At 68.6% G+C, this 25,029-nt stretch carries 22 protein-coding genes, 1 tRNA gene and 1 pseudogene; 15 read left to right on the forward strand and 9 right to left on the reverse strand.

The genetic code is table 11. The features are described 5' to 3' along the window. The 14 genes from O9335_RS13580 to O9335_RS13645 form a co-directional block, all read left to right on the forward strand. Positions 1-1,242, forward strand: a 1,242-nt coding sequence (locus O9335_RS13580) for a penicillin-binding protein 2 (protein ID WP_298388997.1), incomplete at its 5' end; no start/stop codon positions are given. Next, positions 1,242-2,729, forward strand: coding sequence for a UDP-N-acetylmuramoyl-L-alanyl-D-glutamate--2,6-diaminopimelate ligase (locus O9335_RS13585; RefSeq protein ID WP_298388999.1), 1,488 nt, complete (start codon positions 1,242-1,244; stop codon positions 2,727-2,729). The genes O9335_RS13580 and O9335_RS13585, both read left to right, overlap by 1 nt. Next, positions 2,726-4,114, forward strand: a complete 1,389-nt coding sequence (murF, locus tag O9335_RS13590; RefSeq protein ID WP_298389001.1) for a UDP-N-acetylmuramoyl-tripeptide--D-alanyl-D-alanine ligase — start codon at positions 2,726-2,728, stop codon at positions 4,112-4,114. Before O9335_RS13585 ends, murF begins: the two co-directional genes overlap by 4 nt. Beyond that, positions 4,111-5,289 (forward strand): phospho-N-acetylmuramoyl-pentapeptide-transferase, encoded by a 1,179-nt coding sequence (gene mraY, locus O9335_RS13595; RefSeq protein WP_298389003.1) that lies wholly within the window; start codon positions 4,111-4,113, stop codon positions 5,287-5,289. Before murF ends, mraY begins: the two co-directional genes overlap by 4 nt. 7 nt (positions 5,290-5,296) lie before the next feature. Beyond that, positions 5,297-7,138 (forward strand): Mur ligase family protein, encoded by a 1,842-nt coding sequence (gene murD, locus O9335_RS13600; protein WP_298389005.1) that lies wholly within the window; start codon positions 5,297-5,299, stop codon positions 7,136-7,138. Positions 7,139-7,239: 101 nt separating this feature from the next. Further along, a complete protein-coding gene (gene ftsW / locus O9335_RS13605; RefSeq protein WP_298389035.1) occupies positions 7,240-8,427 on the forward strand; it encodes a putative lipid II flippase FtsW in 1,188 nt (395 codons plus the stop codon). Positions 8,428-8,518: 91 nt separating this feature from the next. Beyond that, complete coding sequence (murG, locus tag O9335_RS13610; protein WP_298389007.1) at positions 8,519-9,613, forward strand: undecaprenyldiphospho-muramoylpentapeptide beta-N-acetylglucosaminyltransferase; 1,095 nt, start codon at positions 8,519-8,521, stop codon at positions 9,611-9,613. Beyond that, positions 9,610-11,013 (forward strand): UDP-N-acetylmuramate--L-alanine ligase, encoded by a 1,404-nt coding sequence (gene murC, locus O9335_RS13615; RefSeq protein WP_298389008.1) that lies wholly within the window; start codon positions 9,610-9,612, stop codon positions 11,011-11,013. The genes murG and murC overlap by 4 nt, the downstream gene beginning before the upstream one ends. A 1-nt stretch (position 11,014) precedes the next feature. Continuing rightward, positions 11,015-11,992 carry a D-alanine--D-alanine ligase gene (locus O9335_RS13620; protein ID WP_298389010.1) on the forward strand — a complete coding sequence of 326 codons (978 nt, stop codon included), beginning with the start codon at positions 11,015-11,017 and terminating at the stop codon, positions 11,990-11,992. Between the two features lie 36 nt (positions 11,993-12,028). After that, entirely contained in the window at positions 12,029-12,868 is an 840-nt protein-coding gene (locus O9335_RS13625; RefSeq protein ID WP_298389012.1) for a cell division protein FtsQ/DivIB, read from the forward strand. Beyond that, positions 12,868-14,097: a cell division protein FtsA gene (gene ftsA / locus O9335_RS13630; RefSeq protein WP_298389014.1), complete on the forward strand. Its 1,230-nt coding sequence runs from the start codon at positions 12,868-12,870 to the stop codon at positions 14,095-14,097. Before O9335_RS13625 ends, ftsA begins: the two co-directional genes overlap by 1 nt. 96 nt (positions 14,098-14,193) lie before the next feature. Then, entirely contained in the window at positions 14,194-15,438 is a 1,245-nt protein-coding gene (gene ftsZ / locus O9335_RS13635; RefSeq protein ID WP_298389016.1) for a cell division protein FtsZ, read from the forward strand. Between the two features lie 92 nt (positions 15,439-15,530). Continuing rightward, on the forward strand, positions 15,531-16,466 hold the full coding sequence (gene lpxC / locus O9335_RS13640; RefSeq protein WP_298389018.1) for a UDP-3-O-acyl-N-acetylglucosamine deacetylase: 936 nt from the start codon (positions 15,531-15,533) through the stop codon (positions 16,464-16,466). 10 nt (positions 16,467-16,476) lie between these two features. Further along, positions 16,477-16,662, forward strand: coding sequence for a hypothetical protein (locus O9335_RS13645; protein WP_298389020.1), 186 nt, complete (start codon positions 16,477-16,479; stop codon positions 16,660-16,662). 6 nt (positions 16,663-16,668) lie between these two features. Here the strand turns inward: O9335_RS13645 and O9335_RS13650 are convergent, their stop codons facing one another. The 9 genes from O9335_RS13650 to O9335_RS13690 form a co-directional block, all read right to left on the reverse strand. Then, entirely contained in the window at positions 16,669-16,977 is a 309-nt protein-coding gene (locus O9335_RS13650) for a hypothetical protein (RefSeq protein WP_298389022.1), read from the reverse strand. Positions 16,978-16,980: 3 nt separating this feature from the next. Continuing rightward, positions 16,981-18,756: an ABC transporter transmembrane domain-containing protein gene (locus tag O9335_RS13655; RefSeq protein ID WP_298389024.1), complete on the reverse strand. Its 1,776-nt coding sequence runs from the start codon at positions 18,754-18,756 to the stop codon at positions 16,981-16,983. Next, positions 18,753-20,504, reverse strand: coding sequence for an ABC transporter ATP-binding protein (locus O9335_RS13660; protein WP_298389026.1), 1,752 nt, complete (start codon positions 20,502-20,504; stop codon positions 18,753-18,755). Before O9335_RS13660 ends, O9335_RS13655 begins: the two co-directional genes overlap by 4 nt. After that, entirely contained in the window at positions 20,504-21,073 is a 570-nt protein-coding gene (gene ruvC, locus O9335_RS13665) for a crossover junction endodeoxyribonuclease RuvC (RefSeq protein ID WP_298389028.1), read from the reverse strand. The genes O9335_RS13660 and ruvC overlap by 1 nt, the downstream gene beginning before the upstream one ends. Before the next feature lie 2 nt (positions 21,074-21,075). After that, positions 21,076-22,080 (reverse strand): phosphatidate cytidylyltransferase, encoded by a 1,005-nt coding sequence (locus tag O9335_RS13670; RefSeq protein WP_298389037.1) that lies wholly within the window; start codon positions 22,078-22,080, stop codon positions 21,076-21,078. Further along, the gene (locus tag O9335_RS13675; protein WP_298389030.1) at positions 22,077-22,706 is read right to left on the reverse strand and encodes a 1-acyl-sn-glycerol-3-phosphate acyltransferase; all 630 of its coding nucleotides are present in this window, start codon (positions 22,704-22,706) and stop codon (positions 22,077-22,079) included. Before O9335_RS13675 ends, O9335_RS13670 begins: the two co-directional genes overlap by 4 nt. Before the next feature lie 28 nt (positions 22,707-22,734). Beyond that, complete coding sequence (gene miaB / locus O9335_RS13680) at positions 22,735-24,090, reverse strand: tRNA (N6-isopentenyl adenosine(37)-C2)-methylthiotransferase MiaB (RefSeq protein WP_298389032.1); 1,356 nt, start codon at positions 24,088-24,090, stop codon at positions 22,735-22,737. Between the two features lie 28 nt (positions 24,091-24,118). Further along, on the reverse strand, positions 24,119-24,496 hold the full coding sequence (locus O9335_RS13685) for a hypothetical protein (RefSeq protein WP_298389033.1): 378 nt from the start codon (positions 24,494-24,496) through the stop codon (positions 24,119-24,121). Positions 24,497-24,583: 87 nt separating this feature from the next. Beyond that, positions 24,584-24,660 (reverse strand) — tRNA-Met (locus O9335_RS13690). Positions 24,661-24,710: 50 nt separating this feature from the next. Here O9335_RS13690 and O9335_RS13695 point away from each other — a divergent pair. Then, a pseudogene (locus O9335_RS13695) lies at positions 24,711-25,029 on the forward strand (hypothetical protein); the annotation flags it as partial.

The following is a 25,029-nucleotide window of genomic DNA, read 5'->3' on the forward strand; positions in this document are numbered from 1 at the left end:
CTGGAGGACCAGGGGCAAGAAGGCATCGAGCTGGCCTTCCAGCGACACCTGCAAGGCAAGGACGGCAAGCGCGAGGTGCTGCGCGACCGCATGGGCCGCATCGTCGAGGACAAGAACGCCACCGTGCCGGCACTGAACGGCCACGACGTGCAGCTCAGCCTGGATGCCAAGGTGCAGTTCTTCGCCTACCAGTCGCTGCGCGAGGCCGTCACCGAGCACAAGGCCAAATCGGGCAGCGCCGTGGTGCTGGATGCCCGCACTGGCGAGATCTTGGCCCTGGCCAACTACCCCAGCTTCGACCCCGGCAATCGCCGCAACCTGAGCGGCAACCAGCTGCGCAACCGCGCCATCACCGACGTGTTCGAGCCCGGCTCGACCATGAAACCGCTGGTCATCGCCCAGGCGCTGGAAAGCCGCCGCGTGCGCCCGGAAACCGTGCTCAACGTGGCGCCGCGCTCCATCAGCATCAGCGGCTGGCACCCCACCGACGTGCACCCTTACGGCGACTTGACCGTGGCGGGCATCCTCCAAAAGAGCAGCAACGTGGGCACCGTCAAGCTGGCCATGCAGATGCCCGCGCAAGAGCTGCACGAGGTGTTCACGGGCGTCGGTTTGGGGCAGCGTCCGCAGCTGGAGTTCCCTGGGGCGGTGAGCGGCCGGCTGCGTCCCCACAAGAGCTGGCGCCCCATCGAGCAGGCCACCATGAGCTTCGGGTACGGCCTGTCGGCCAGCCTGCTGCAGCTGGCCCGCGCCTACACCGTGTTCGCCCACGACGGCGAGCTCATGCCCATCACCATGACCAAGCGCAAACCGGACGACGTGGTGCAGGGCTCGCGCGTGTTTTCCTCGGAAACGGCCCGCAGCGTGCGCGAGATGCTGCAACTGGCCGCCAGCGAAGGCGGCACCGCGCCCAAGGCCCAGGTGCTGGGCTACAGCGTGGGCGGCAAGTCGGGCACCGCGCACAAAAACGTCGAGGGGGGCAAGGGCTACGTCAGCAACAAGTACCGCAGCTGGTTCGTGGGCCTGGCGCCCATCAGCAACCCGCGCATCGTCGTGGCGGTGATGGTGGACGAGCCGAGCAACGGCGTGTACTACGGCGGCGCCGTGGCGGCCCCCGTGTTCAGCAAGGTGGTTGAACAGACCCTGCGCCAGATGGCCGTGCCGCCCGATTTGGATGTGCACAGCCAAATCGTGGCGCGCAACGCGCACAAGGGCGATGCGCCCGTGTTGGAGAGCTTCTGATGGGCACGACCGCGTTGAAGAGCCCCGAAGCCGCCGTGCGCTGGCTGCAGCAGTGGTGCACCGGCACCCTGCGCACCGACAGCCGCGCCGTGCAGCCGGGCGACGCTTTCATCGCTTGGCCGGGTTACGCCAAAGACGGACGCAGCTTCGTGGCGCAGGCCTTGGCTGCAGGTGCATCCACCTGCTTGGTCGAATCAGAGGGCTTGGCCGCCTTCGACTTCCACGATGCACGCGTGGCCGCCTTGCCGGACCTGAAGCGCCACACCGGCGCCATCGCTGCGGCCTATCTGGACGCCCCGACCGAGGCGATCGAGGTCGTGGCCGTCACCGGCACCAACGGCAAGACCAGCACCGCCTGGTGGACGGCCCAAGCCTTGAGCCTGGCCGGCCGGCGCTGCGGCGTGGTGGGCACCCTGGGCGTGGGCGAGCCGCCCAGCCCCGACGGCCGCCGCGCCGCCGCCATCGATTACACCGGCCTGACCACGCCCGACCCCGTGCGCCTGCAGCAGGGATTTGCGGCCATGCGCGACGCCGGCTTCGCGGCGTGCGCCATCGAGGCCAGCTCCATCGGCATCGAAGAGCACCGCCTGGCCGGCACCCGCATCGCGGTGGCGCAATTCACCAACTTCACGCAAGACCACCTCGACTACCACGGCGACATGGCCGCCTACTGGGCCGCCAAGCGCAAGCTCTTCGACTGGAACGGCCTTCGCGCCGTGGTGGTGAACGTGGACGACCCGCGCGGCGACGAATTGGCCGCCGAGATCACCGGCCTGGACCTGTGGACGGTGGGCCTTGGCGACGCCCGGCTGAGCGCCCGCGACGTGCACTACACCGCCCAGGGCCTGGCCTTCACGGTGCAGGAGGGCGAGCAGCGCGTGCCGGTGCAAACCGGCCTGATCGGCGACTACAACGTGCACAACTGGCTGGGCGTGCTGGGCGCGCTGCGCGCCGTGGGGGTCGGCCTGGAAGACGCCGTGGCCGCTTGCGCGCCCGTCACCCCCGTGCCCGGCCGCATGCAGCGCATCGGCCATGGCCGCGAGCTGCCGCTGGTGGTGGTGGACTACGCCCACACGCCCGACGCGCTGGACAAGGCGCTCTCTGCCCTGAAGCCGCTGACCGCCGCGCGCGGCGGCCGCTTGCACGCCGTGTTCGGTTGCGGCGGCGACCGCGACCGCACGAAGCGCCCCCTGATGGGCGCCATCGCCGCCCGCGTGGCCGACCGCGTGGTGATCACCAGCGACAACCCCCGCACCGAAGACCCGGCGCGCATCCTGGCCGACATCGCGGCCGCCGCGCCGCAAGCGCTGCAGCAGGCCGACCGGGCCTTGGCCATCCGCGAGGCCGTACTGGCCGCCGACGCGCGCGACGTGATCGTCGTGGCCGGCAAGGGCCACGAGGACTACCAAGAGGTCCAGGGCGTGCGCCACCCCTTCGACGACGCGCAGGTGGCCCGTGCCGCGCTGCTGGAAAGGGCCGGCCTGTGAACTGGACCCTCGGCGAAGCCGCCCAGGCCTTGCAGGCGCGGGGCCTGACCGTGGCCCTGGTGGGCGATGCGACGACGCCCTTCGCCCGCGTGCACACCGACACGCGCAGCCTGCAGCCGGGCGACCTGTTCGTCGCCCTGGTGGGCGAGCGCTTCGACGCGCACGACTTTCTGCCGCAGGCCCAGGCCGCCGGCGCCGTGGCCGCCGTGTCGGTGCGCCCGCTGCCCGCCGGTCTGCCGGGCTTGGTGGTGAACGACACCCGCCAGGCCCTGATGCAACTGGGCGGTGCCTGGCGCGAGCGCAAGCAGCTGCCGCTGATTGCCGTCACCGGCAGCAACGGCAAGACCACGGTCACCCAGATGCTGCACAGCATCCTGCGCGCCTGGGTGGGCGAGGGCGCCTTCGCCACCCAAGGCAATTTCAATAACGACGTGGGCGTGCCGCTCACCTTGCTGCGCTTGCGTCAGCACGAGGATGGGCAGTGGCACCGCGCCGGCGTCGTCGAGGTGGGCATGAACCACCCCGGCGAGATCGCCCCGCTCTCCAAGCTGGTCGCGCCCACCGTGGCCCTGGTGAACAACGCGCAGCGCGAGCACCAAGAGTTCATGGCCACGGTCGAGGCCACGGCGCACGAGAACGGCGCGGTGTTCGCCGCCCTGGGCCCCGCCGGCGTGGCGGTGTTCCCCGCCGACGACCCTTGCGCGCCCATTTGGTGGGAGCTGGCCGGCGACCGCCCCCACATGACCTTCGCCCGCACGGGCCAGGCCGACGTCACCGCCGACGCCGACTGGGCGGGAGCGCACTGGGCGATGCAGATCCACACCCCCGCCGGTGAACTGCCTGTGGCCCTGCCCATGCCGGGCGAGCACAACCTGCGCAACGCGCTGGCCGCCACCGCCTGCGCTCTGGGCGCGGGCGCCCCGCTGGCCGCCATCCGCAGCGGGCTGGAGTCGTTCCAGGCCGCCAAGGGCCGCTCGCACCTGCAGCCCCTGCGCTGGAAGGGCGCCGACGCGCGGCTGGTGGACGACAGCTACAACGCCAACCCCGACAGCGTGCGCGCCGCCATCGACCTGCTGGCCTCGCTGCCCGCGCCGCAGTGGTTGATCTTGGGCGACATGGGCGAGGTCGGCACCCAAGGCCCGGCCTTCCACGCCGAGGTCGGGGCCCACGCCAAGGCCCGCGGCATCGCCCACGTCTGGCTGGCCGGTGAGGCCTGCCTGCACGCGCTGGCCGCCTATGGCGCCGGCGCCCGCCACTTCAACGACGCCACCGCCCTGGCCGCCCACGTGAGCGAGGGCCCTGCCGCCGCCAGCGTGCTGGTCAAGGGTTCGCGGTTCATGCGCATGGAGCAGGCCGTGGCCGCGCTCAAGGAGCGGTCTGAATGATTTACGCCTTGTCCGACTGGTTGCTGTCGATGTACCCCGAGTGGGGCTTCCTGCGCGTCTTCCAGTACATCACCTTCCGCGCCGTCATGGCCGCCATGACAGCGCTGCTCATCGGCCTGGCCTTCGGGCCTTGGGTCATCCGCTACCTCACCAGCCTGAAGATCGGCCAGCCCGTGCGCGAGTACGGCGTGCAGTCGCACCTCAAGAAGAGCGGCACGCCCACCATGGGCGGCGTGCTCATCCTGATCGGCATCGGCGTCAGCACCTTGCTCTGGTTCGACTGGACCAACCGCTTCGTGTGGGTCGTCATGGTCGTCACCATGGGTTTTGGCGCCATCGGCTGGGTGGACGATTGGCGCAAGGTGGTCGACAAAAACCCCGAGGGTATGCGCAGTCGCGAGAAGTTCCTTTGGCAAACGCTCATCGGCCTGGCTGCCGCGCTGTACCTGGCGTTTTCGGTGTCGGAAACCAGCTTTCTGGGCGTGCTGGAGTTGTTCGGGCGCTGGGTGGCCAGCGGCTTCTCCACCGAGCTGCCGCCCAAGGCCGACCTGCTGGTGCCCTTCTTCAAGACCATCAGCATGCCGCTGGGCGTGTGGGGCTTCATCCTGCTCAGCTACCTCGTCATCGTGGGCACCAGCAATGCCGTCAACTTCACCGACGGCTTGGACGGGCTGGCCATCATGCCCGTGGTGATGGTGGGTTCGGCGCTGGGCGTGTTCGCCTACGTCACCGGCTCCAGCGTGTTCAGCAAGTACCTGCTGTTCCCGCATATCCCGGGCAGCGGCGAGCTGCTGATCTTTTGCGCCGCCATGGCCGGCGCCGGCTTGGCCTTCCTGTGGTTCAACGCGCACCCGGCGCAGGTGTTCATGGGTGACGTCGGTGCGCTGGCCCTGGGCGGCGCGCTGGGCACCATCGCCGTCATCACGCGGCAAGAGATCGTGCTCGCCATCATGGGCGGCATCTTCGTGGCCGAGACCCTGAGCGTGATGTTGCAGGTCAGTTGGTTCAAGTACACCAAGAAGAAGTACGGCGAGGGCCGTCGCCTGTTTCGCATGGCCCCGCTGCACCACCACTTCGAGAAGGTGGGTTGGACGGAGACGCAGGTCGTGATCCGGTTCTGGATCATCACCATGCTCCTGTGCCTCGTCGGGCTGGCCTCGCTGAAGCTGCGCTGAACGGGCCATGCTGAACCTCCACGCCAACACCACCGTGCTCGTCCTGGGTCTGGGCGACTCCGGCCTGGCCATGGCCGACTGGTGCGCGCGCAACGGCGCCGCGGTGCGCGTGTGGGACTCGCGCGACGCCGCGCCGCAAGACGCCACCTTGATCGAGCGGGTGCCCGGCGCCGTGCGCCTGCGCGGCGCGTTGGCCTTGGCGGCCTTGGACGGCGTGGCCCGTGTGCTCAAGAGCCCGGGTTTGGCGCCGCACGACGCGCGCATCGCGCCCGTGCTGGCGGCCGCCCGCGAGCGCGGCATCCCGGTTCAGGGGGAATTGGATCTCTTCGCCCAGGCCCTGGCCGACTTGCGCGAGCGCTGGCAGTACCGCCCCGGCGTGCTCGCCATCACTGGCACCAATGGCAAGACCACCACCACGGCGCTCACCGGGCTGCTGTGCCAGGCCGCCGGTCGGCGCACCGCCGTGGCCGGCAACATCGGCCCCACGCTGTTGGACACCTTGCGCGAGGCGCTCGAGGCCGAAGGCGGCCTTCCCGCGCTGGACGCAGCCGTGCAAGCCGCCGCCGAGGCCACCGTCGCCCGCGCCGCGGCCGCGCTGCCTCCTGTGGACGGCGACGCGCAGGCCGAGGCCGAAGCGAGCCGCGAACCTGCCGCTGCCGACCCCGAACAGTCCGAACTGCCCCTGTCCGACGACGGCATGAGCCTGGCGCAACTGGACGCGCTGCTGCAGCACCATGGGCTGCCGGTGGAGGCCGCACCGCCCGTGCCGCCGCGCTTCGCCGCCCTGCCCGAGGTGTGGGTGCTGGAGCTGTCCAGCTTTCAGCTCGATGGCGTTCAGGGCTTCCAGCCCGACGCGGGTGTGGTGCTCAACCTCACCCAAGATCACCTCGACTGGCACGGCGACATGGCCGCCTACGGCGCGGCCAAGGCTCGCGTGTTCGGTAGCGCCGAACCCTCGGCCGGTCTGTGGGTGATCAACCGCGACGACCCGCTCGTGGAGGCCCTGGTGCCCACGCCGCCGCCACCGCCCCTGGGTGTGCGGGGCAAGCCGCTCAAGGTCAGCGTCAAGTGGGCTCCGCCGCGTGTGTGCCGCTTTGGCTTGAATCCGCCCAAAGCGCCGGGCGACTTTGGCCTCATCGAAGAGGGCGGCATGGCCTGGCTGGTGCGTGCGCTGCCCGCCGACGACACGCCCGTCAAGGGCCGTCGAGGCGGCAGCGCCGCGCGCGACGACGAATGGCAGATCCAGCGCCTGATGCCGGCCGATGCCCTGCGCATCCGTGGACGCCACAACGCTGCCAATGCCCTGGCCGCCCTGGCCCTGGCCACGGCCATGGGCTGCCCCCTGGCCCCCATGCTGCACGCGCTGCGCGACTACCGGGGCGAGCCCCACCGCGTGGCCCACGTGGGAACCCTGGCCGGCGTGGACTTCGTGGACGACAGCAAGGGCACCAACGTGGGCGCCACGGTGGCCGCCATCGCTGGCTTGGCGGCCGACCGCGAGGGCAGCCGTTTGGCGCTGCTCTTGGGCGGCGATGGCAAGGGCCAGGACTTCACACCGCTGCTGGCCCCCATCGGGGCCCACGCTCGCGCGGTCGCCCTGATCGGACGCGATGGCCCGGCGCTGCAAACGCTGCTGGCGCCGTTGGCGTACCGAGGGCTTCCTGTCGTCCTGCATGCCGACCTGCCCAGCGCCACGCGGTGGGCCTTCGCGCAGGCGCGGCCGGGCGACACCGTGCTGCTCAGCCCCGCCTGCGCCAGCTTGGACATGTTCAGGAACTACGCCCACCGAGCCGAGGTCTTCGTCGATGCCGTGCAGAGTTTGGCGGCCGAGCAGGGGGTGATGCTGTGAGCGCGCGGCTGCCCGGTTGGCAAGGCATGGGCGGCGACGGCGCCGAACCCGGTGGCCTGCGCGCCTGGTGGGCCCGCTGGCGTGGCGCCAACGAGGGCGGCATGAGCCTGCCCGTGCGCGACGGCATCCACATCCGCGACAGCCACCCCACACGCGCCCATGGGTTCGACTTCATGTTGGTCTGGGTGGTGATCTGCCTGCTGTGTCTGGGGCTGGTCATGGTCTATTCGGCCAGCATCGCCTTGCCCGACAACCCCAAGTTCTCGCGCTACAGCCCCACGCACTTCTTCAGCCGCCACGTGCTGGCCATCGTCATCGGCCTCGGGACCGCGGCCGTCGTCACGGCCGTGCCCCTGCGCCTGTGGGAGCGGCTGGTGCCGATCTTGGTCTTGGTGGCCTTCGTGCTGCTGGTGGTGGTGCTCATCCCGGGGGTGGGCAAGGGGGTCAATGGCGCACGGCGTTGGTTGCCGCTGGGGGTGATGAACTTCCAGCCCTCCGAACTCGCCAAGTTCGCCATGGCCATGTATGCCGCCAGCTACATGGTGCGCAAGATGGACCTGCGCGAGAACTTCGTCAAAGCCGTTTCGCCCATGCTGGTGGCGCTGGGGGCCATGGGTGTGTTGCTCCTGGCCGAGCCGGACATGGGGGCCTTCATGGTCATCGCAGCCATCGCCATCGGCGTGTTGTTCCTGGGTGGCGTCAACGCCCGCATGTTCGCCTTGGTGCTGGTGGTGCTGGTCGGCGCCTTCGTGCTGATGATCACCTTCAGCGAGTTCCGCCGCGAGCGCATCTTTGCCTACCTCAATCCTTGGGAGGAAAAGTACGCCCAGGGCAAGGCCTACCAGCTGACCCACAGCCTCATCGCTTTCGGCCGTGGCGAGTGGTTCGGTCAGGGCCTGGGCAACAGCGTGGAAAAGCTCCACTACCTGCCCGAGGCGCACACCGACTTCATCCTGGCCGTGATTGGCGAAGAGATCGGCTTTGTCGGGGTGTTGCTCGTCATTGCCGCCTTCTTCTGGCTCACCCGCAAGTGCTTCCTCATCGGCCGCCAGGCCATCGCGCTGGACCGGGTCTTCGCCGGCCTGTACGCCCAAGGCATCGGCATCTGGATGGGCGGCCAGGCCTTCATCAACATCGGCGTGAACCTGGGCGCCTTGCCCACCAAGGGCCTGACGCTGCCGCTGATCTCCTTCGGCGGCTCGGCCATCTTGATGAACTTGATCGCGTTGGCCGTCGTGTTGCGCGTTGATCTTGAAAACCGGCAGCTCATGCGCGGAGGCCGCGCATGACGGGCTTGCGCAGCAAGGTCGGGCAGGGCGCCAGCCCGGCGCTGCGGTTTCGGCGCAGCCAAAACCGGCAGCTCATGCGCGGAGGCCGCTCGTGAGCCGCCACCTCGTCGTCATGGCCGCCGGCACCGGCGGGCACGTGATCCCCGGCCTGGCCGTGGCCACCGAGCTGCAGCGCCGCGGCTGGACCGTGAGCTGGTTGGGCACGCGCACCGGCATGGAGAACCAACTCGTGCCGCGCACGGGCATTCCGCTCGACACCATCGCCTTCAACGGCCTGCGCGGCAAGAACGTCGTGCAGACGCTGCTCGGCGGCCTGCGCCTGCTCAAGGCTTTCTGGGACTGCCGCGCCATCTTGAAGTGCCGCAGCGCCGATGCCGTCTTGGGCATGGGCGGCTACGTGTGCTTCCCCGGCGGCCTGATGGCCAGTTGGCTCAACCGGCCCCTGGTGCTGGTGAACGCCGACGCCACCTTGCTGCTGTCCAACAAGGCCCTGCTGCCCTTGGCCGACCGCGTGGCCTTCGGCTTCGACGGCCCCGCCGCCCGCGGCACGAAGCAGGGCCTGGTCACCGGCAACCCGGTGCGCCAGGCCATCGCCGACCTGCCGGCGCCGGCCGAGCGCTTCGCCGGCCGTAGCGGTCCCTTGCGCGTGCTGGTGGTGGGCGGCTCGCTGGGCGCGCGCGCGCTGAACCAGGCCGTGCCCGCCGCGCTGGCCTTGCTGCCGGCCGACGCACGGCCGCGCGTGCTTCACCAAACCGGCAACGCCAACCTCGCCAGCGTCGAGGCCGATTACGACGCCCGCGGCCTGCAGGCCGAGGTGCGGCCCTTCATCGACGACATGGCCGCCGCGCTGGCCGAGGCCGATTTGGTGATCTGCCGCGCCGGCGCGGTCACCGTGAGCGAGCTGTGCGCCGCCGGCGTCGCTGCGGTGTTCGTGCCCCTGGTCGTCAGCACCACCGCGCACCAGCGCGACAACGCCCAGCACATGGCCGCCCAAGGCGCGGGCCTGCACCTGCCGCAGGCCGAAGCCACGCCCGAGCGCCTGGCCGCGCTGCTGCGCGACACCGACCGTGCCCAGTGCCAAGCCTGGGCCGAGCGCGCCCGCACCTTGGCCCTGCCGGGGGCCGCCGCGCGCGTGGCCGACGAGATCGAACGCCTGACCCCTGAATCGAAAGGACGTGCCGCATGAAGCACGCCGTCAAACGCATCCACTTCATCGGCGTCGGTGGCGCCGGCATGTCGGGCATCGCCGAGATCCTGCACAACCTGGGCTACCAGGTGTCGGGCAGCGACCAAAACGCCAGCGCCGTGACCGAGCGCCTGGCCGGCCTGGGCCTGCGCATCGCCATCGGCCACGACGCCGCGAACTTGGGCGACGCCCAGGCCGTCGTCGTGTCCACGGCCATCCAGCCCAGCAACCCCGAGCTGCTGGCCGCCCGCGCCAAGCCCATCCCCGTGGTGCCGCGCGCTGTGATGCTGGCCGAGTTGATGCGCCTGAAGTCGGGCATCGCCATCGCCGGCACGCACGGCAAGACGACGACCACCTCGCTGGTCACCTCGATCCTGGTCGAGGCCGGCATCGACCCGACCTTCGTCATCGGCGGGCTGCTCAACGCCGCCGGCGCCAACTCGCGCCTGGGCTCGGGCGAGTTCATCGTGGTCGAGGCTGACGAGAGCGACGCCTCCTTCCTGCACCTCAGCCCCGTGCTGTCGGTCGTCACCAACATCGACACCGACCACATGGACACCTACGGCCACTCCTTAAGCCGCTTGCACCAGGCCTTCCTGGACTTCCTGCACCGCATGCCCTTCTACGGCGCCGCCGTGGTGTGCAGCGACGACGCCGGCATCCAGGCTGTGCTGCCGCGCATCGAGCGCCCCGTGGTTCGCTACGGCTTCAATGCCGAGGCCCAGGTGCGCGCCGTTGACGTGCAGGCCTTGGCCGGCGGCCAGATGGCCTTCACCTGCCAGCGCCGCAACGGCGTGACCCTGCCTGACTTGCCCATCACCCTGAACCTGGCCGGCGAGCACAACGTGCGCAACGCCCTGGCGGCCATCGCCGTGGCCACCGAGATCGGCGTGCCCGATGGCGCCATCCAGCGCGCGCTGGCCGCCTTCCAGGGCGTGGGCCGGCGCTTCCAGCGCCACGGCGAGTGGCCCACGGCCGATGGCGGCACCTTCACGCTGATGGACGACTACGGCCACCACCCGGTCGAGATGGCCGCCGTGCTGGCCGCTGCGCGAGGCGCCTTTCCGGGTCAGCGCCTGGTGCTGGCCTTCCAACCCCACCGCTACACCCGCACCCGCGACTGCTTCGAAGACTTCGTGCGCGTGATGCAGGCGGCCGACGCCGTGCTGCTGACCGAGGTCTACAGCGCGGGCGAGGCCCCCATCCCTGCCGCCGATGGCCGCGCCCTGGCGCGTGCGCTGCGACTGGCCGGCACCGAGCCCCTGTTCGTGCCCGAGGTGGCCGACATGCCCGCCGCCCTTGCCAGCCTGACGCGCGGTGGCGACGTGGTCATCGGCATGGGCGCCGGCTCCATGAGCACGCTGCCGCGCTTGGTGGCCCAACACTTTCAGAAGGCTTGAGATGAGCACCCCCCCCGTCAACTTGAACATCGACCCGCGCGCGCTGGGCAAGGTCGCCGTCTTGATGGGCGGCAGCAGCGCCGAGCGCCCCGTGAGCCTGATGAGCGGCAGCGGCGTGTTGGCCGCGCTGCAGTCGGTGGGCGTCAACGCGCAGGCCTTCGACCCGGCCGATCGCCCGCTGCACGCGTTGAAGGACGAGGGCTTCGACCGCGCCTTCGTGGCCCTGCACGGCCGCGGCGGCGAAGACGGCTCGCTGCAAGGGGCGCTGGAACTGCTGGGCGTGCCCTACACCGGTTCGGGCGTCATGGCCTCGGCCATCGCCATGGACAAGACCACCACCAAGCGCCTGTGGTCCACGGCCGACATCCCCACGCCCGCCTACCTGAGCCTGTCGCGCGAGGAGCTGAACCGCGAGCGCGTGCGCACCATCCCCGACGAGCTGGGCCTGCCCGTGGTCGTCAAGCCGCCGCACGAGGGCAGCAGCATCGGCATCACCAAGGCCAAGGGCTACTCGCAGATGCAAGACGCGGTGACCTTGGCCCTGGGTTACGACGACGAGTTGCTGTTCGAGCAGTGCATCGAAGGCCCCGAGCTGACCTGCGCCGTGCTGGGCGAGGGCGCCAACGCCGTGGCCCTGCCGGTGATCGAGATCCGCGCCGAAGACGGCAACTACGACTTCGCCAACAAGTACGAGACCGACACCACCCAGTACCTGTTCGGCAGCTTGCCCGCGGCGCTCGAGGCCGAGGTGCAGCGCCTGGTGCTCCAGGCCTACCGCCTGCTGGGTTGCCGCGGCTGGGGCCGTGCCGACATCATGTTGCGTCAAGCCGACCAGCGTCCGTTCTTGCTGGAGATGAACACCAGCCCCGGCATGACCTCGCACTCCCTTGTGCCCAAGGCGGCGCAGCGCGTGGGCATCGACTACCCCCACCTGTGCTTGTGGCTGCTGGCCCAGGCTCGGCTCGACCGGTCCCCCTGACCCGGCCGCCCTCACCTCCACCCCGATCGCCCCACCATGAACGCGGCCGACGCCCTGCAACCCACCCTGCCCAGCGACATCCGCTGGACGCAGTGGGCCACGCGCGCCCTCATGGTTTTGGCGCTGGGCGTGGGCCTGATGTGGGCGCTGGTGGCACTGGGCCAGCGTCCGGGGCTGGCGTGGCGTCAACTGCTCATCGAAGGCGACGTGGCCCGCAACAGCTTGGCCACCTTGCGCGCCAATGCCTTGCCGCAAATCAAGGGCAACTTCCTCAGCACCGACCTGCGCAACGTGCGGGCCGCCTTCGAAGGCGTGCCCTGGGTCCGTCGTGCCGAGGTGCGGCGGGTCTGGCCGGGTCAACTTCGCGTCCGCTTGCAAGAGCACCGCGCCGTCGCCTTCTGGGACGGTCGAGGCGACTGGGGTGAACCTCCGCTGGAGCGCGCCCTCCTGAACAGCCACGCCGAAGTCTTCCACGCCAACCTGGGCGAGGTCGAGGACGATGGGCTGCCTCAATTCGCCGGCCCCAATGGCAGCGAGGCCCAGGTGTTGGCCCTGTGGCAAGCCCTCTCGGGCCTGGCCGGCCGGGACGAGCGCGTCGCTATCACGCGCCTGGAGCTCAGCGGCCGCGGTTCCTGGCGCGCCACCTGGGCCAGCGGCGCCACGGTCGATTTGGGCCGGGGCAGCGCCGACGAGCTGCTGGCCCGCTACCGCGCCTTCCTGCCGCACGCCTTGGCGGTCGCGCGGCGGTTCAACACGCAGGTGCAGTCGGCCGACCTGCGCCACCCCGACGGCTACGCCCTGCGCCTCGTCGGCATCGGCACCCAGCAAACCCCCGCCAAAGCGGCGAACAAACCCATCCCCAAGAGGAAACCCTGATGGCCAAGGAATACAAGGACCTGGTGGTCGGCCTGGATATCGGCACGGCCAAGATCATGGTTGTCGTCGGCGAAGTCATGCCCGGCGGAGATTTGCGCCTGGCGGGCTTGGGCTTGGCGCCCACCCAGGGTTTGAAACGGGGGGTGGTGGTCAACATCGACGCCACCGTCCAATCCATCCAGCAGGCCTTGAAAGAGGCGGAAATGATGGCCGACTGCAAGATTTCCAGGGTTTTCACGGGGATCACCGGCAGCCATATTCGCGGCCAGAACTCCACCGGCATGGTCATCGTCCGTGACAAAGAAGTCACGCCGGTGGATGTGGCCCGCGTCGTGGAAACCGCCAAGGCCATCAACATTCCCAACGATCAACGCCTGCTGCTCGTCGAACCCCAGGAATTCGTGATCGACAACCACGAAGTCAAAGAACCCATCGGCATGAGCGGTGGGCGTTTGGAAGTCAAGGTGCATATCGTGACCGGCGCCCAAAGCGCGGCGGAAAACATCGTGAAATGCGTGCGCCGCTGTGGTTTGGAAGTGGAGCAGCTGGTGCTCAACCCCTCGGCCAGCAGTTTGGCGGCCCTGACCGCCGACGAACGCGAGCTGGGCGTCGCCCTCGTCGACATCGGGGCCGGCACGACCGACGTGGCCATCTTCACCGGCGGCTCCATCCGCCACACCGCCGTCATCCCCATTGCCGGCGACTTGATCACATCCGACATCGCGATGGCGCTGCGTACCCCGACGAAGGACGCCGAAGAGATCAAGATCGAGCATGGAGTCGCCAAGCAAATGCTGGCCGACCCGGCCGAGAACGTCGAGGTGCCCGGTCTGGGCGATCGGGCCCCGCGGCTCCTTTCAAAACAAGCGCTTGCAGGGGTTATTGAACCTCGAGTCGAAGAAATATTTTCGCTGGTTCACCAAGTGATCCGGGATTCTGGCTACGAGGAACTGCTGAGTTCCGGCATCGTGCTGGCGGGCGGATCCGCCGTCATGCCCGGGATGATTGAACTCGCCGAAGACACCTTCCTCAAACCCGTTCGGCGCGGGAATCCCACCTACAGCGGGCCGTTGTTCGACATGGTTGCCAATCCCCGCAGCTCCACGGTCATGGGCCTATTGGAAGAAGCCCGCTTGGCACGCACACGAGGTTTCAAGGCAGCCCAACAGGGTGGCTCGATGAAAACCATGCTCCACCGATTCAAAGACTGGTTCGCCGGCACCTTCTGACCCCCATTTTTTGGGCCCCACCCCCTAAAAACTGGGGCCGCACCCCTTTATTTCAGGAACGCCGCAAGGCACAATCGAACGATTACGGAGGTATGTATGGCCATTGAAATGATCGAGGAATTCAACCAAGGCGCTCGCATCAAGGTCATCGGCGTGGGGGGCGGTGGCGGCAACGCCGTCGAGCACATGATCGACCAGCGTGCGCAAGGCGTTGAATTCATTGCGGCCAATACCGACGCACAAGCGCTGACTCAATCGCGCGCCGACCAGGTCATCCAACTGGGGGCGACCGGGCTCGGGGCGGGCGCCAAGCCTGAAGTGGGCAAAGTGGCCGCCGAACAGGCCGAAGAGCGCATCCGCGAAACGCTCGAAGGCACCGACATGCTGTTCATCACCGCCGGCATGGGCGGGGGCACCGGCACCGGCGCTGCCCCGGTCATCGCCCGGGTGGCCAAAGAAATGGGCATCCTGACGGTGGGCGTGGTCACCAAACCCTTCGACTTCGAAGGCCCGCGCCGCAACAAGATCGCCGAATCCGGCGTGGCCGAGCTCGAAGCCAACGTCGATTCGCTCATCGTCGTGCTCAATGACAAGCTGCTCGACGTGTTGGGCGACGACGCCACGCAAGACAGCGCCTTTGCCTACTGCAACGACGTGCTGAAGAACGCCGTCGGTGGCATTTCCGACGTCATCAACCGCCCGGGCTTGGTCAACCTCGATTTCCAAGACGTTCGCACCGTCATGCAAGAGCCGGGCAAGGCCCTGATGGGCACCGCCCAGGCCACCGGCCCCGACCGCGCCGCCAAAGCCGCCGAGCAAGCGATGGCCTGCCCGCTGCTGGAAGGCATCAACCTCACCGGCGCGCGCGGCGTGCTGGTGCTGATCGCCGCCTCGCGCAGCACCTTCAAGCTGGCCGAATCTCGCGCTGCCATGAGCGCCATCAAGCGCCTGGCCCATGAAGACGCGCACGTCATTTATGGCACCGCGTACGACGAGAGCCTGGGCGATGCGCTGCGCGTCACCGTCATCGCCACCGGCTTGGCTGGCCAAGCGCAGCGCCAAGCCCCCGTGCTGGTTGAAACCCGCCGCACCGGCACCGACAACCTGCCCGTGTTGACCCAGGCCATCGCCCCGGGCGCGGCGACGGCTGCCGCCGGCTTGGCGCCGCACCCGCTGATGAGCGGTGGAGCCGGTGGGGGTTCTGTGGGCGATTTCGACGGCCGCAGCACCCCCAGCGTGTGGCGCTTTGGTGGCCGCGCGGCCCAAAAGGTCGATGCCCTGTCGGCATCGGGCGTGGACGACATCGAGATCCCTGCCTTCTTGCGTCGTCAAGCCGACTGAGCCTGTCAAGTCCGGCCGTGTTCATCACGGCGATTGAAAAAGCCTGCGACCCTTCGCAGGCTTTTTTGCGTTCTGGCTTGGACAATCGCGCCATGCTTGCGCAACGCACCCTGAAGTCCATCACCCGCGCCGTGGGCGTGGGCATCCACAGCGGCCGCAAGGTCGAGCTCGTCTTGCGCCCCGCCGCCCCCGACACAGGGTTGGTGTTCCGGCGCACCGACCTTGCGCAACCGGTGGACATCCCCGTCTTGCCCACCAGCGTGTGCGACACGCGCATGGCCACCACCATCAGCCCAGGGGGCGACCCTGGCGCGCCCAAGGTGCAGACCATCGAGCACCTGCTCAGCGCCTGCGCTGGCTTGGGACTGGACAACCTGCTGATCGAAATCAGCGCCGACGAGGTGCCCATCCTCGATGGCTCTGCCGCCAGCTTCGTGTTCTTGCTGCAATCGGCCGGCATCGAGCGTCAGAACGCGCCCAAACGCTTCCTGCGCGTGCTCAAGCCGGTCGAGGTGCGCCGGGGTGAGGGCAAGGGCCTGATGTGGGCGAAGCTGGAGCCCCACCACGGCTACACGCTGAGCTTCGAGATCGAGTTCGACAACCCGGCCGTGGCGGCCACGGGCCAGCGCACCACCTTCGACATGGGCTCTGGCCTTTACAAAAAGGACATCGCCCGCGCCCGCACCTTCGGCATGACGGCCGACATCGAACTCATGCGCTCGCGCGGCCTCACGCTGGGCGGCAACATGGACAACGCCATCGTCGTCGACGACTACAAGATCCTGAATGCCGATGGCTTGCGCTACGACGACGAGTTCGTGAAGCACAAGATCCTCGACGCCATCGGCGACATGCAGGTGGCGGGCCACCCGCTGCTGGCGGCTTACACCAGTTTCAAGGGCGGACACGCGCTGAACAACCTCTTGCTGCGCGAGCTCCTGAAGGACGAAACCCAGTACGAGATCGTCAGCTTCGACGACGAACGCGACGCTCCAGCCGGCTTTGCCGAGCTGGCACCGGCTTGGTGAAGGTGGCGCCATGATGCTCGGCTTTCGGCTGTTTTTCGGGCTGCTGCTGTTGCTGGCGCTGGCCTTGCTGGTCACCGGCTGGGTCAAGCGCGACCCGCGCTGGCACCGCCTCGCCGGCAAGGTGTTGCTGTGGACCGTGGTCGCGGCTTTTGGGTTCTTCGCGGTGCTGATCGTCGAGCGCCTGCTCGGCGGCTGAAGCGCCTCAATCGCCGCTATCGGGCGGCGCGAAGCGCGCCAACAGGCTTGCGCCCCAGGCCAGCGGGCCGGTCAGCGTCACCGTGACCGTCACCCAGCGGCCCTCGTCCTGCGTGTGGCTGAACACGTCCCACGTCCCGCCGTCTTCTTCGGGCCCTTGGGGCCCGGGAGCGTGCTGTTCGGCCCATCGCAGCACCTCGGCGATTTCCTGCCGAACCTCGGGCAGCGCCGCGTGGGGGGTGCTCGCCATGGCCTCCCAACAGCCTCGGTCGCCGCCATCGTCATCGGCCGTGAACGTCAGGTAGCGCAGGGTCAAGGCTCAATCCTCCAACTGCTGCAGTTGAACCAAGCGTTGGTACACACCGCCCTCGATGCCCATCAACGCGCCGTGCGGGCCTTGCTCGACGAGCTGGCCGTGGTGGAGCACCAGGATGGTGTCGGCGTCGCGGATGGTGGACAAACGATGGGCCACGGCCACGACCGTGACCCTGCCGCGCAAGGTCACCAGGGCCTCGCCCAGCCGTGCTTCCGTGGCGCTGTCGATGTTGGCCGTGGCTTCGTCGAGCAGCAGGATTTTGGGCTGCCCCGCCAAGGCTCGGGCCATGGCCAACAGCTGCTTTTGCCCCGTGCTGAGCTGCACGCCGCCTTCGCCCAGCATCGTCTCGTAGCCCTGGGGCAAGGCCAGCAAGGTCTCGTGCAAGCGGGCCGCGCGAGCGGCGTCTTCCAACGCAGCATCGCTGAGGTGCGTGCGCCCCATGCGCAGGTTGTCGCGCGCGCTGGCCGGCAGGATTTGCGGCTCTTGCGGGACGAGGGCCAGGTCGCGGCGCAGCGCACCCTCGTCCAGTGTGTCCAAGGCCTGGCCATCGACCCAGATCTGTCCGACCCGCGGCGCATAAAAACGCAGCAAAAGGCTGAGCATCGTGCTCTTGCCGCTGCCGGTGTGCCCCACCAGGCCCACCAGGCTGCCGGCCGGGATGTGAGCCTGGAAGGGGTGCAACACATCGGGCCCGTCGCCATAGCCAGCGCGGACGCCATCCCAGTGCACGGCGCCAGCACCGATGCTGGTCTCGCTGTGAACGGGCTGGGGCGCGGGCTCTTGCAACAGCACGCTCACGCGGGCCGCTGCCACCAGGCTTTGCTGAAGCTGGCCGAATTGCAGGGTGATTTGGATCAGCGGCTCCACCACGCGCGCCAGGTAAGCCAGGAAGGCATACAGCAGGCCGATCTCCAGGCCCGAGAGCTCGCGCTGGGCAAAGCCGTGAATCAGCGCCACTATCAGCGCCACGTTCAGCAGGTCCAGTGCCGGCCGCAGCAGCCAGGCATTGGCGCTCAGCTCCTGCATGCGCGCGGCGTAATGCAAGGCGTTGTGCTGGGCGAAGCGCTCGGCAAAGCGGGGCAAGGCGCCGGTGGCCTGCAGCACGGGCATGCCCGACAGGTTCTCGGACAGTTGGGCGTTGATGTCGCTCTTCAGGGCCCGCGCCTGCGACACGGCCGGGCCCGACAAGCGCTGATAGAGCCAAACGATGCCCACCATCGCCGGGGCCAGCAAGGCCACGATGAGCATCAAGCGCCAATCCAGGAACGCCATGGCCACCAGGGCGCCGAGCACGACGATGCCAGAGTCGAGCATGACGTACAGCACCTGGCGGTAGAGCTGGTTGACGCTCTCGGTGTCGTTAGTGACGCGGCTCACCAAGGCGCCGGTGATCTGCGTGTCAAAGAAGCGCAGCGGCAGGCCCAGCACGTGCGCATAGACCTGCTCCCGCAGTCGCAACACCGCGTTGCGAGCCACGCCCGCCATGCGCGTGAGTTGCGCGTATCGCACCAGGCTGGCCGTCACTCCGGTGGCCAGCAAGGCCGCCAGCAGCAGGCCCATGCCGCCCAGATCGTCGAAACGGCCCGGCAGCAGGTAGTGGTCGATGTAGTGCTTGCCGAGCAGCGGGCCGATGGCCTCCAGCGCCGCCGCCACCACCAGCCAGCCGATGCCCACCGCCACCGTGCGTCGCTCGGGCGCGGCCATGCGCCACAGCAGGCGCGCCGCATCGCCAGCGCTGGCACGCGCGGTGTCGCGGGCTTGTGCGGGGTTCGGGCTCATGCGAGCGAGGCCTCAAGCTGTTGGTAACGCCACTGGGTGGCGTACCAGCCGTTCAACGCCAGCAGCGCCGCGTGCGTGCCCCGCTCGGTGATGCGACCGTCGCGCAGCACGACGATCTCGTCGGCCTCCAAGGCTGCACTCAAGCGGTGGGTCACCACGAGCAACGCGCATTCGGGCCGCGCCAACCGCATCTGGCGCAGTGCGCCCAAGATGTGGGCCTCCGTGCCCGTGTCCACCGCCGACAGCGCATCGTCCAGCAGCAGCAGCGGCGCCTGACTCAGCAGCGCCCGGGCAATGGCCACGCGCTGTCGCTGTCCGCCGCTGAGCGACACGCCTTTTTCGCCCACCAGCGTGGCGTAGCCCTGAGGCAAGCGCAGCACGTCGTCGTGCAGCGCCGCCCAGCGGGCGGCCGCCTGCACCTCGTCGTCGCTGGCCGTCGGTCGGGCCAGGGCGATGTTGTCCCGCACCGAGGCGCTGAACAAGAACGCTTCCTGCGGCACCCAGGCCACCGCCTGGCTCAGCGCTTCTCGGCGCCAGTCGGCCAAGGGGACGCCGTCGAGTTCGATCGCGCCTTGGCGCGGCGCCCATTGCCGCAGCAGGGCGCGCAGCAGGGTGGTTTTGCCCGCGCCGGTCGGCCCTACCACCGCCAGCATCCGTCCGGGTTGCAGTTCCAGGGACACGCCTTTCAGCACCTCGGGCGCACCCGGACCGTAGCCCAAGTGCACGTCACGCAGGCGCAGTCGGGCGCGCTGCACGGGCGATTGCGTGCCGAGATCCTCCAACGTGTCGGGCGCTCGCAGCACCGGGGCCAAGCGCGTCCACGCGGCGCGTCCTCGCTCCATCAGGGACAGGACCCAACCGGCCGCGAACATCGGCCAGATGAGGTGACCGAGCAGCATCGTGAAGGCGGTGAGTTGGCCCACCGTCAGCTCGCCACGCGCCACCAAGGCGCCACCCACGCCCAGGGTCAACACGGTGGCCAACGTCAGCGACAGGCCCACCGCGGGTTCGTACGCCGCCTCCCACCGCTGAGCGCGATAGCTGGCCTGCACGGCGGCGTCGGCCCAGCGCCGGAAGGCGCTGGCTTCTTGCTCGGCCAGGCCCATGGCGCGCACCGTGCGCAGGTTGCTCAGCCCTTGCTGCGCCTGCCGGCTCATGCCCGAGAAGTGGTCGAGCGACTCGGCCCAGGCGGTGTGCACCCGCTCCGAGATGGCCCAAAACGCCCAGGCCATGAAGGGAAACGGCAGCAGGGCGGCCAGGCCCAAGCGCCAGTCGATGCCCACCAGCATGGTCAACACCACCAGCACAAAGGTCATCGTGCCGTCAAAGCCGGCCAGCATGGCCTCGCCCGAGGCCTGCTCGACGGCGTCCACATCGTTGGTGGCCAGGGCCATCAGATCGCCGCTGCGCTGCACCTGAAAGTGGGCCAGGGCCTGGCGACCGAGCCGCTCGAACAACTGCACGCGCAACTGCTGGCCCAACTGGAACGAGGCGCCGAACAGCACCAGCCGCCATCCCACGCGCAGCCCGTAAACCGCCAAGCCGGCGCCCAGCAACAAGCCCAGCGGCTGCCACAGGGTGGCGCCTTGCCACTGCCCGGCCACCAGCCCGTCGACCACGCGGCCCACATGGCGCGGCATCCACACCTGCAGCAGCGCGATGACCAACAGCATGGCCGCCGCCGCGGCGTAAGCGCCGCGGTGCTGTCCGATGAACTGACGCAGCAAGGCGCCCAGGCTGGCCGGCATCAGTAGGTGCGGCCGCCCTTGTACTGGGCGTGCTGACGCCGCGTCAGCGATCCCTTGTCGGCCATGGCGGCAAAGCTCACGCGCGCATGCGCGTGCATGATGGCCAGCCCCAGGGCATCGGCCGCGTCCTTGCTGGGCACACCTGGCAAGGCCAGCAGGCGCTGCACCATGGCCTGGATCTGCTCCTTCTTGGCCAAGCCATGGCCCACCACCGCCTTTTTCATTTGCAGCGCGGTGTACTCGCTCACCGGCAGGTCGGCGCTCGTGAGCGCTGCCAGCGCTGCACCGCGTGCCTGACCCAGCAGCAGGGTCGACTGCGGATTGACGTTGACGAACACGATTTCCACCGCGGCGCACTGCGGCTGGTAAGTCTGCACCACCTCGCGCACGCCCTCGAACAGGATGCGGATGCGCCCCGGCAAGTCGCCCACCGGGATGCCGGCGCCCGTCGTGCGGATGGTGCCGCTGGCCACGTAAGCCAAGCGGGGGCCGTCGGCGTCGATGACGCCGAAGCCGGTGGTTTGCAGGCCGGGATCGATGCCCAGGATGCGTTGCGCTGCTGCGGCCAAACTCAGCCTTGGAAGTACCAGCGCACCGAATGGAAGAACACCGGCGCGGCAAAGCACAGCGCCGCCGTGCGGTCCAGCAGGCCGATGGCGCCCGTGATGGCGCTGCGGTTGCCCCAGTAGTGCACGCCGGCCTCGCGCTTGAGCGCCTTCATGACCAAGGCCCCCAACGTGCCGGCACCGGCCGCGATGAAGGCCAGCGCGAACGCCTGACCGACCTTGAACGGCGTCATCCAGTACAGCAGGGTGCCCGTCATGGCGCCTGACAGCGCGCCGATCCACCAAGACCGCTTGCTGAACGAGCGGCTGATGCGCCGCGCCACGGGGCGTCGCCGCAGCGTGCGGCTGGCGACCTCCTGCATCACCTGGGCCACCGACACCACCATCACCAAGAAAAACAGCAGGAAGGCTCCGCGCCCCTGGTAGTGCGGGAAGTCGATCAGCAACAGCGCAGGCCCGTGCGACAACCCGTAAACGCACACCATGATGCCCCACTGGATCTTGGCGTTGCGCTCCAAGAAGCGGCGGGGGTCGTCTGCCAAGGCGCTGATCACGGGGATGGCCAAAAACGCATAGACCGGGATGAACACCGTGAACAGGTCGAAGCGCTGCATCGCCACGATGACGTACTGCGCCGGCAACACCACGAAGAAGGCGGCGATCAGCGCGCGGTGGTCGCTGCGGGTCGTGTGCTGCAGGGTGACGAACTCCCGCAGGCAAAAGAAGGAAAACAGCGCCGTCAGCAAGGTGGCGCCAATGGGGCCACTGATCCAGGCCAACCAGAACAGCACCGCGCCCACCCACGAGGCGTTGAGGTCGCGCTGGAACTGGGCACGGGCGCTGCGCGGATCGGGCTGCAGGATGTCGAGCGGGTGCCGGATGCGCCACAGCAAACCGCCGATGGTGACTGCCAACAACAGCCCGAACAGGATCACGAACAGCAAAGCCACGTGCGTGGCTGCATCCTGCGCCCGCAGCTGACGGAACATCGCGACGATGGCGTCGATCATGTGCGCCACCCCCCGGGCTTGAGCGCCATCATCTCGTTGCGCAACCGCTCGAGAAAGGCCTTCTTGTCTTCACCGGCCTGCAAGTTCGTCGGTGCGCCGAAGGTCACCGTGCACAAAATGGGCACGGGCACCACTTCGCCCTTGGGCATGACGCGCTGCACGTTGTCGATCCAGGTGGGGATGATCTGCACGCCAGGAAATTGCTCGGCCAGGTGGTAGATGCCACTCTTGAAGGGCAGCGGTTCGCCTTTGGCCGAGCGCGTGCCCTCCGGAAAGATCAACAGCGAGTCCCCATGGTTCAACGCGTCCACCAAGGGCTCCAGCGGATCTTCGTCGGGGTTGGCGCGGGTGCGGCTGACGTAAACCGTGTTGAACACATCCGTCGTCAGCCATTGCTTGAACTTGCTCTTCGTCCAGTAATCGCGGGCTGCGATGGCCCGCGTGCGGGGCCTCAGCTCAGCGGGCAGGGCGGCCCAGATCAGCACCAAGTCGAAGTGGCTCTGGTGGTTGGCGATGTAGATGCGCTGCTCGTTGGAAGGCGGGCAGCCCTTCCAGTGGCCTTGAGCGCCGGTGATGACGCGGGCGATGAAGGCCAGCAGTGGCCCCATGAAATCGGCAAGACGCATGCGGTCAATCGTAGGGGGCCGAGCACCCTCAGGCGCTCGTGGTCTCCACCAGCGGCACCTCGCCGCGCAGGCTGTGCGGGTAGGCGTCGGTGATCGTCACGTCGATGAGTTGGTTCATCAGCCTCGGGTGGCCCGGGAAGTTGACGATGCGGTTGCACTCGGTGCGCCCCATCAGCTCGTTCGCGTCCTTGCGCGAGGTGCCGGTGACGAGCACCTTCTGCGTGCTGCCCACCAAGGTGCGGCTGATGCCCCAGGCATGCCCTTCGATGGCCGCTTGCAGTTGCTGCAACCGCGCCACCTTCACCTCGTAGGGCGTGTCGTCGGGCAGGTTGGCGGCCGGCGTGCCGGGGCGCGGGCTGAAGATGAAGCTGAACGAGGCATCGAACCCCACGTCTTCGACCAGCTTCATCGTCTTGGCGTGGTCGTCGTCGGTCTCGCCAGGGAAGCCCACGATGAAGTCCGAGGCCAGGCGCAGGTCGGGGCGGATGGCGCGCAGCTTGCGCACGATTTGCTTGAACTGCAGCACGCTGTAGCCGCGCTTCATGGCGGCCAGGATGCGGTCGGACCCATGCTGCACCGGCAGGTGCAGGTGGTTCACCAGCTGGGGCACCTTGGCGTAGACGTCGATCAGCCGCTGCGTGAACTCGTTGGGGTGGCTGGTGGTGTAGCGGATGCGCTGGATGCCGGGGATCTCGGCGATGTACTCGATGAGCAAGGCGAAGTCGGCGATTTCGCCGCTGGCGCCCATGGCACCGCGGTAGGCGTTGACGTTTTGCCCCAGCAGCGTCACCTCCAGCACGCCCTGGTCGACCAAGCCGGCGACCTCGGTCAGCACGTCCTCGAAGGGCCGGCTCACTTCGGCGCCGCGTGTGTAGGGCACGACGCAGTAGCTGCAGTACTTGCTGCAGCCTTCCATGATGGACACGAAGGCGCTGCGCCCTTCCACCTTGGCGGGCGGCAAGTGATCGAACTTCTCGATCTCGGGGAAGGAGATGTCCACCTGCGGCTGGGCCGCGTCGCGCCGCTGCTGCAGCAGCTGGGGCAGGCGATGCAAAGTTTGCGGGCCGAACACCACGTCCACGTAGGGCGCACGCTCGATGATGGCCGCGCCCTCTTGCGAGGCCACGCAGCCGCCCACGCCGATCTTGACGCCCTTGGCCTTGAGGTGCTTGACGCGACCGAGGTCGCTGAACACCTTCTCTTGCGCCTTTTCGCGCACCGAGCAGGTGTTGAAGAGGATCAGGTCGGCCTGCTCGGGGTCGTCGGTCTTCTCGTAGCCCTCGGCCTGGCGCATCACGTCGGCCATCTTGTCCGAGTCGTACTCGTTCATCTGGCAGCCGAAGGTCTTGATGTAGACCCGCTTGGGGGAATTCACGTCGCTCATGGGCGCTGCTCCAGCCTGGGCCGGGGGCTCAGGGCTTGATCCAGGTTTGCGAGGCGGCGTCGAACTGCCAGGCGGCCGCCTCGGCGCGCGTCTTGGGCCAGCGCCGGTTGGCGAGTTCGGCGGGGTTCAGCACCCAAACGTCCTGGATCAGGCCGTCGGACTCCTGCGTGTAATGCACCACGCGCTTGCCCTGCGCCATCAACTCACCCGGCGTCATGAGCAGGTTGTTGTCGTTGCGGATGCGGCTGCCGGGCGCCAAGCGCACCGGTTTGCCGTTCAGCACGGCCTCGGGCGCCACCTGCATCTGCAACTCGCCCCGCAGCGCGTGCGCCGGGAAGGTTCGGTGGGTTTGGGCCTGGGCCGCACTCAGCACCAGGGCGGCGGCGATCAAGACACAGCGTTTCATGGGGTTCATCCAGGGGCTGCGGTGAGGGGAAAGGTCACAAGGGACAAAGCCCCGGTGGCTTGAAAACCAACGGGGCTTTGCGAATTTTGGTGGCGCTTCAGGGATTCGAACCCCGGACCTGCGGATTATGATTCCGTCGCTCTAACCGGCTGAGCTAAAGCGCCAAGAGCCCGCTAGTATAGCGCAGCCCAACGATGGCTTCAAGCCTTCGCTCATGTTCAGTATCTTCAAGAAGAAGACCGAGCCCGCCGATGGCGCCGGCACGGTGTTCACCGAGGTCGCGTTCACCGACATTCCGGGCCTGAAGCCGGCTGCTGGGCGCCCGCAGGCTGTCGACGTCGCGCTTCAACCCGCCGCCGCGCCTGAGGCGCCGAGTCCGACCCCTGAAGGCGCCGCAAGCAGTGCCGGAACCCTCGGCCCTGAGGCTGCCCCTCCGGTTTCCGAGGTGGCGGTCGAACCCGCATCTGCCCCGGCCGCTGCGGCGCGTCAAGGTTGGATCTCGCGCCTGCGCGAGGGCTTGCGCAAGACCGGGC

This window comes from Inhella sp. (genome assembly GCF_027532025.1).
Classification (GTDB): Bacteria; Pseudomonadota; Gammaproteobacteria; order Burkholderiales; family Burkholderiaceae_C; genus Inhella.

Coding starts and splice junctions, on each gene's coding strand:
- O9335_RS13675 (WP_298389030.1), bottom strand. CDS start 22,706: ATGCGTCTTGCCGATTTCATGGGGCCACTGCTGGCCTTCATCGCCCGC.
- O9335_RS13625 (WP_298389012.1), top strand. CDS start 12,029: ATGAACGCGGCCGACGCCCTGCAACCCACCCTGCCCAGCGACATCCGC.
- O9335_RS13660 (WP_298389026.1), bottom strand. CDS start 20,504: ATGCCGGCCAGCCTGGGCGCCTTGCTGCGTCAGTTCATCGGACAGCAC.
- murC (WP_298389008.1), top strand. CDS start 9,610: ATGAAGCACGCCGTCAAACGCATCCACTTCATCGGCGTCGGTGGCGCC.
- O9335_RS13685 (WP_298389033.1), bottom strand. CDS start 24,496: ATGAAACGCTGTGTCTTGATCGCCGCCGCCCTGGTGCTGAGTGCGGCC.
- O9335_RS13585 (WP_298388999.1), top strand. CDS start 1,242: ATGGGCACGACCGCGTTGAAGAGCCCCGAAGCCGCCGTGCGCTGGCTG.
- O9335_RS13670 (WP_298389037.1), bottom strand. CDS start 22,080: ATGATCGACGCCATCGTCGCGATGTTCCGTCAGCTGCGGGCGCAGGAT.
- ftsZ (WP_298389016.1), top strand. CDS start 14,194: ATGGCCATTGAAATGATCGAGGAATTCAACCAAGGCGCTCGCATCAAG.
- ftsA (WP_298389014.1), top strand. CDS start 12,868: ATGGCCAAGGAATACAAGGACCTGGTGGTCGGCCTGGATATCGGCACG.
- miaB (WP_298389032.1), bottom strand. CDS start 24,090: ATGAGCGACGTGAATTCCCCCAAGCGGGTCTACATCAAGACCTTCGGC.
- lpxC (WP_298389018.1), top strand. CDS start 15,531: ATGCTTGCGCAACGCACCCTGAAGTCCATCACCCGCGCCGTGGGCGTG.
- O9335_RS13645 (WP_298389020.1), top strand. CDS start 16,477: ATGATGCTCGGCTTTCGGCTGTTTTTCGGGCTGCTGCTGTTGCTGGCG.
- O9335_RS13620 (WP_298389010.1), top strand. CDS start 11,015: ATGAGCACCCCCCCCGTCAACTTGAACATCGACCCGCGCGCGCTGGGC.
- ftsW (WP_298389035.1), top strand. CDS start 7,240: ATGAGCCTGCCCGTGCGCGACGGCATCCACATCCGCGACAGCCACCCC.
- mraY (WP_298389003.1), top strand. CDS start 4,111: ATGATTTACGCCTTGTCCGACTGGTTGCTGTCGATGTACCCCGAGTGG.
- murD (WP_298389005.1), top strand. CDS start 5,297: ATGCTGAACCTCCACGCCAACACCACCGTGCTCGTCCTGGGTCTGGGC.
- O9335_RS13655 (WP_298389024.1), bottom strand. CDS start 18,756: ATGAGCCCGAACCCCGCACAAGCCCGCGACACCGCGCGTGCCAGCGCT.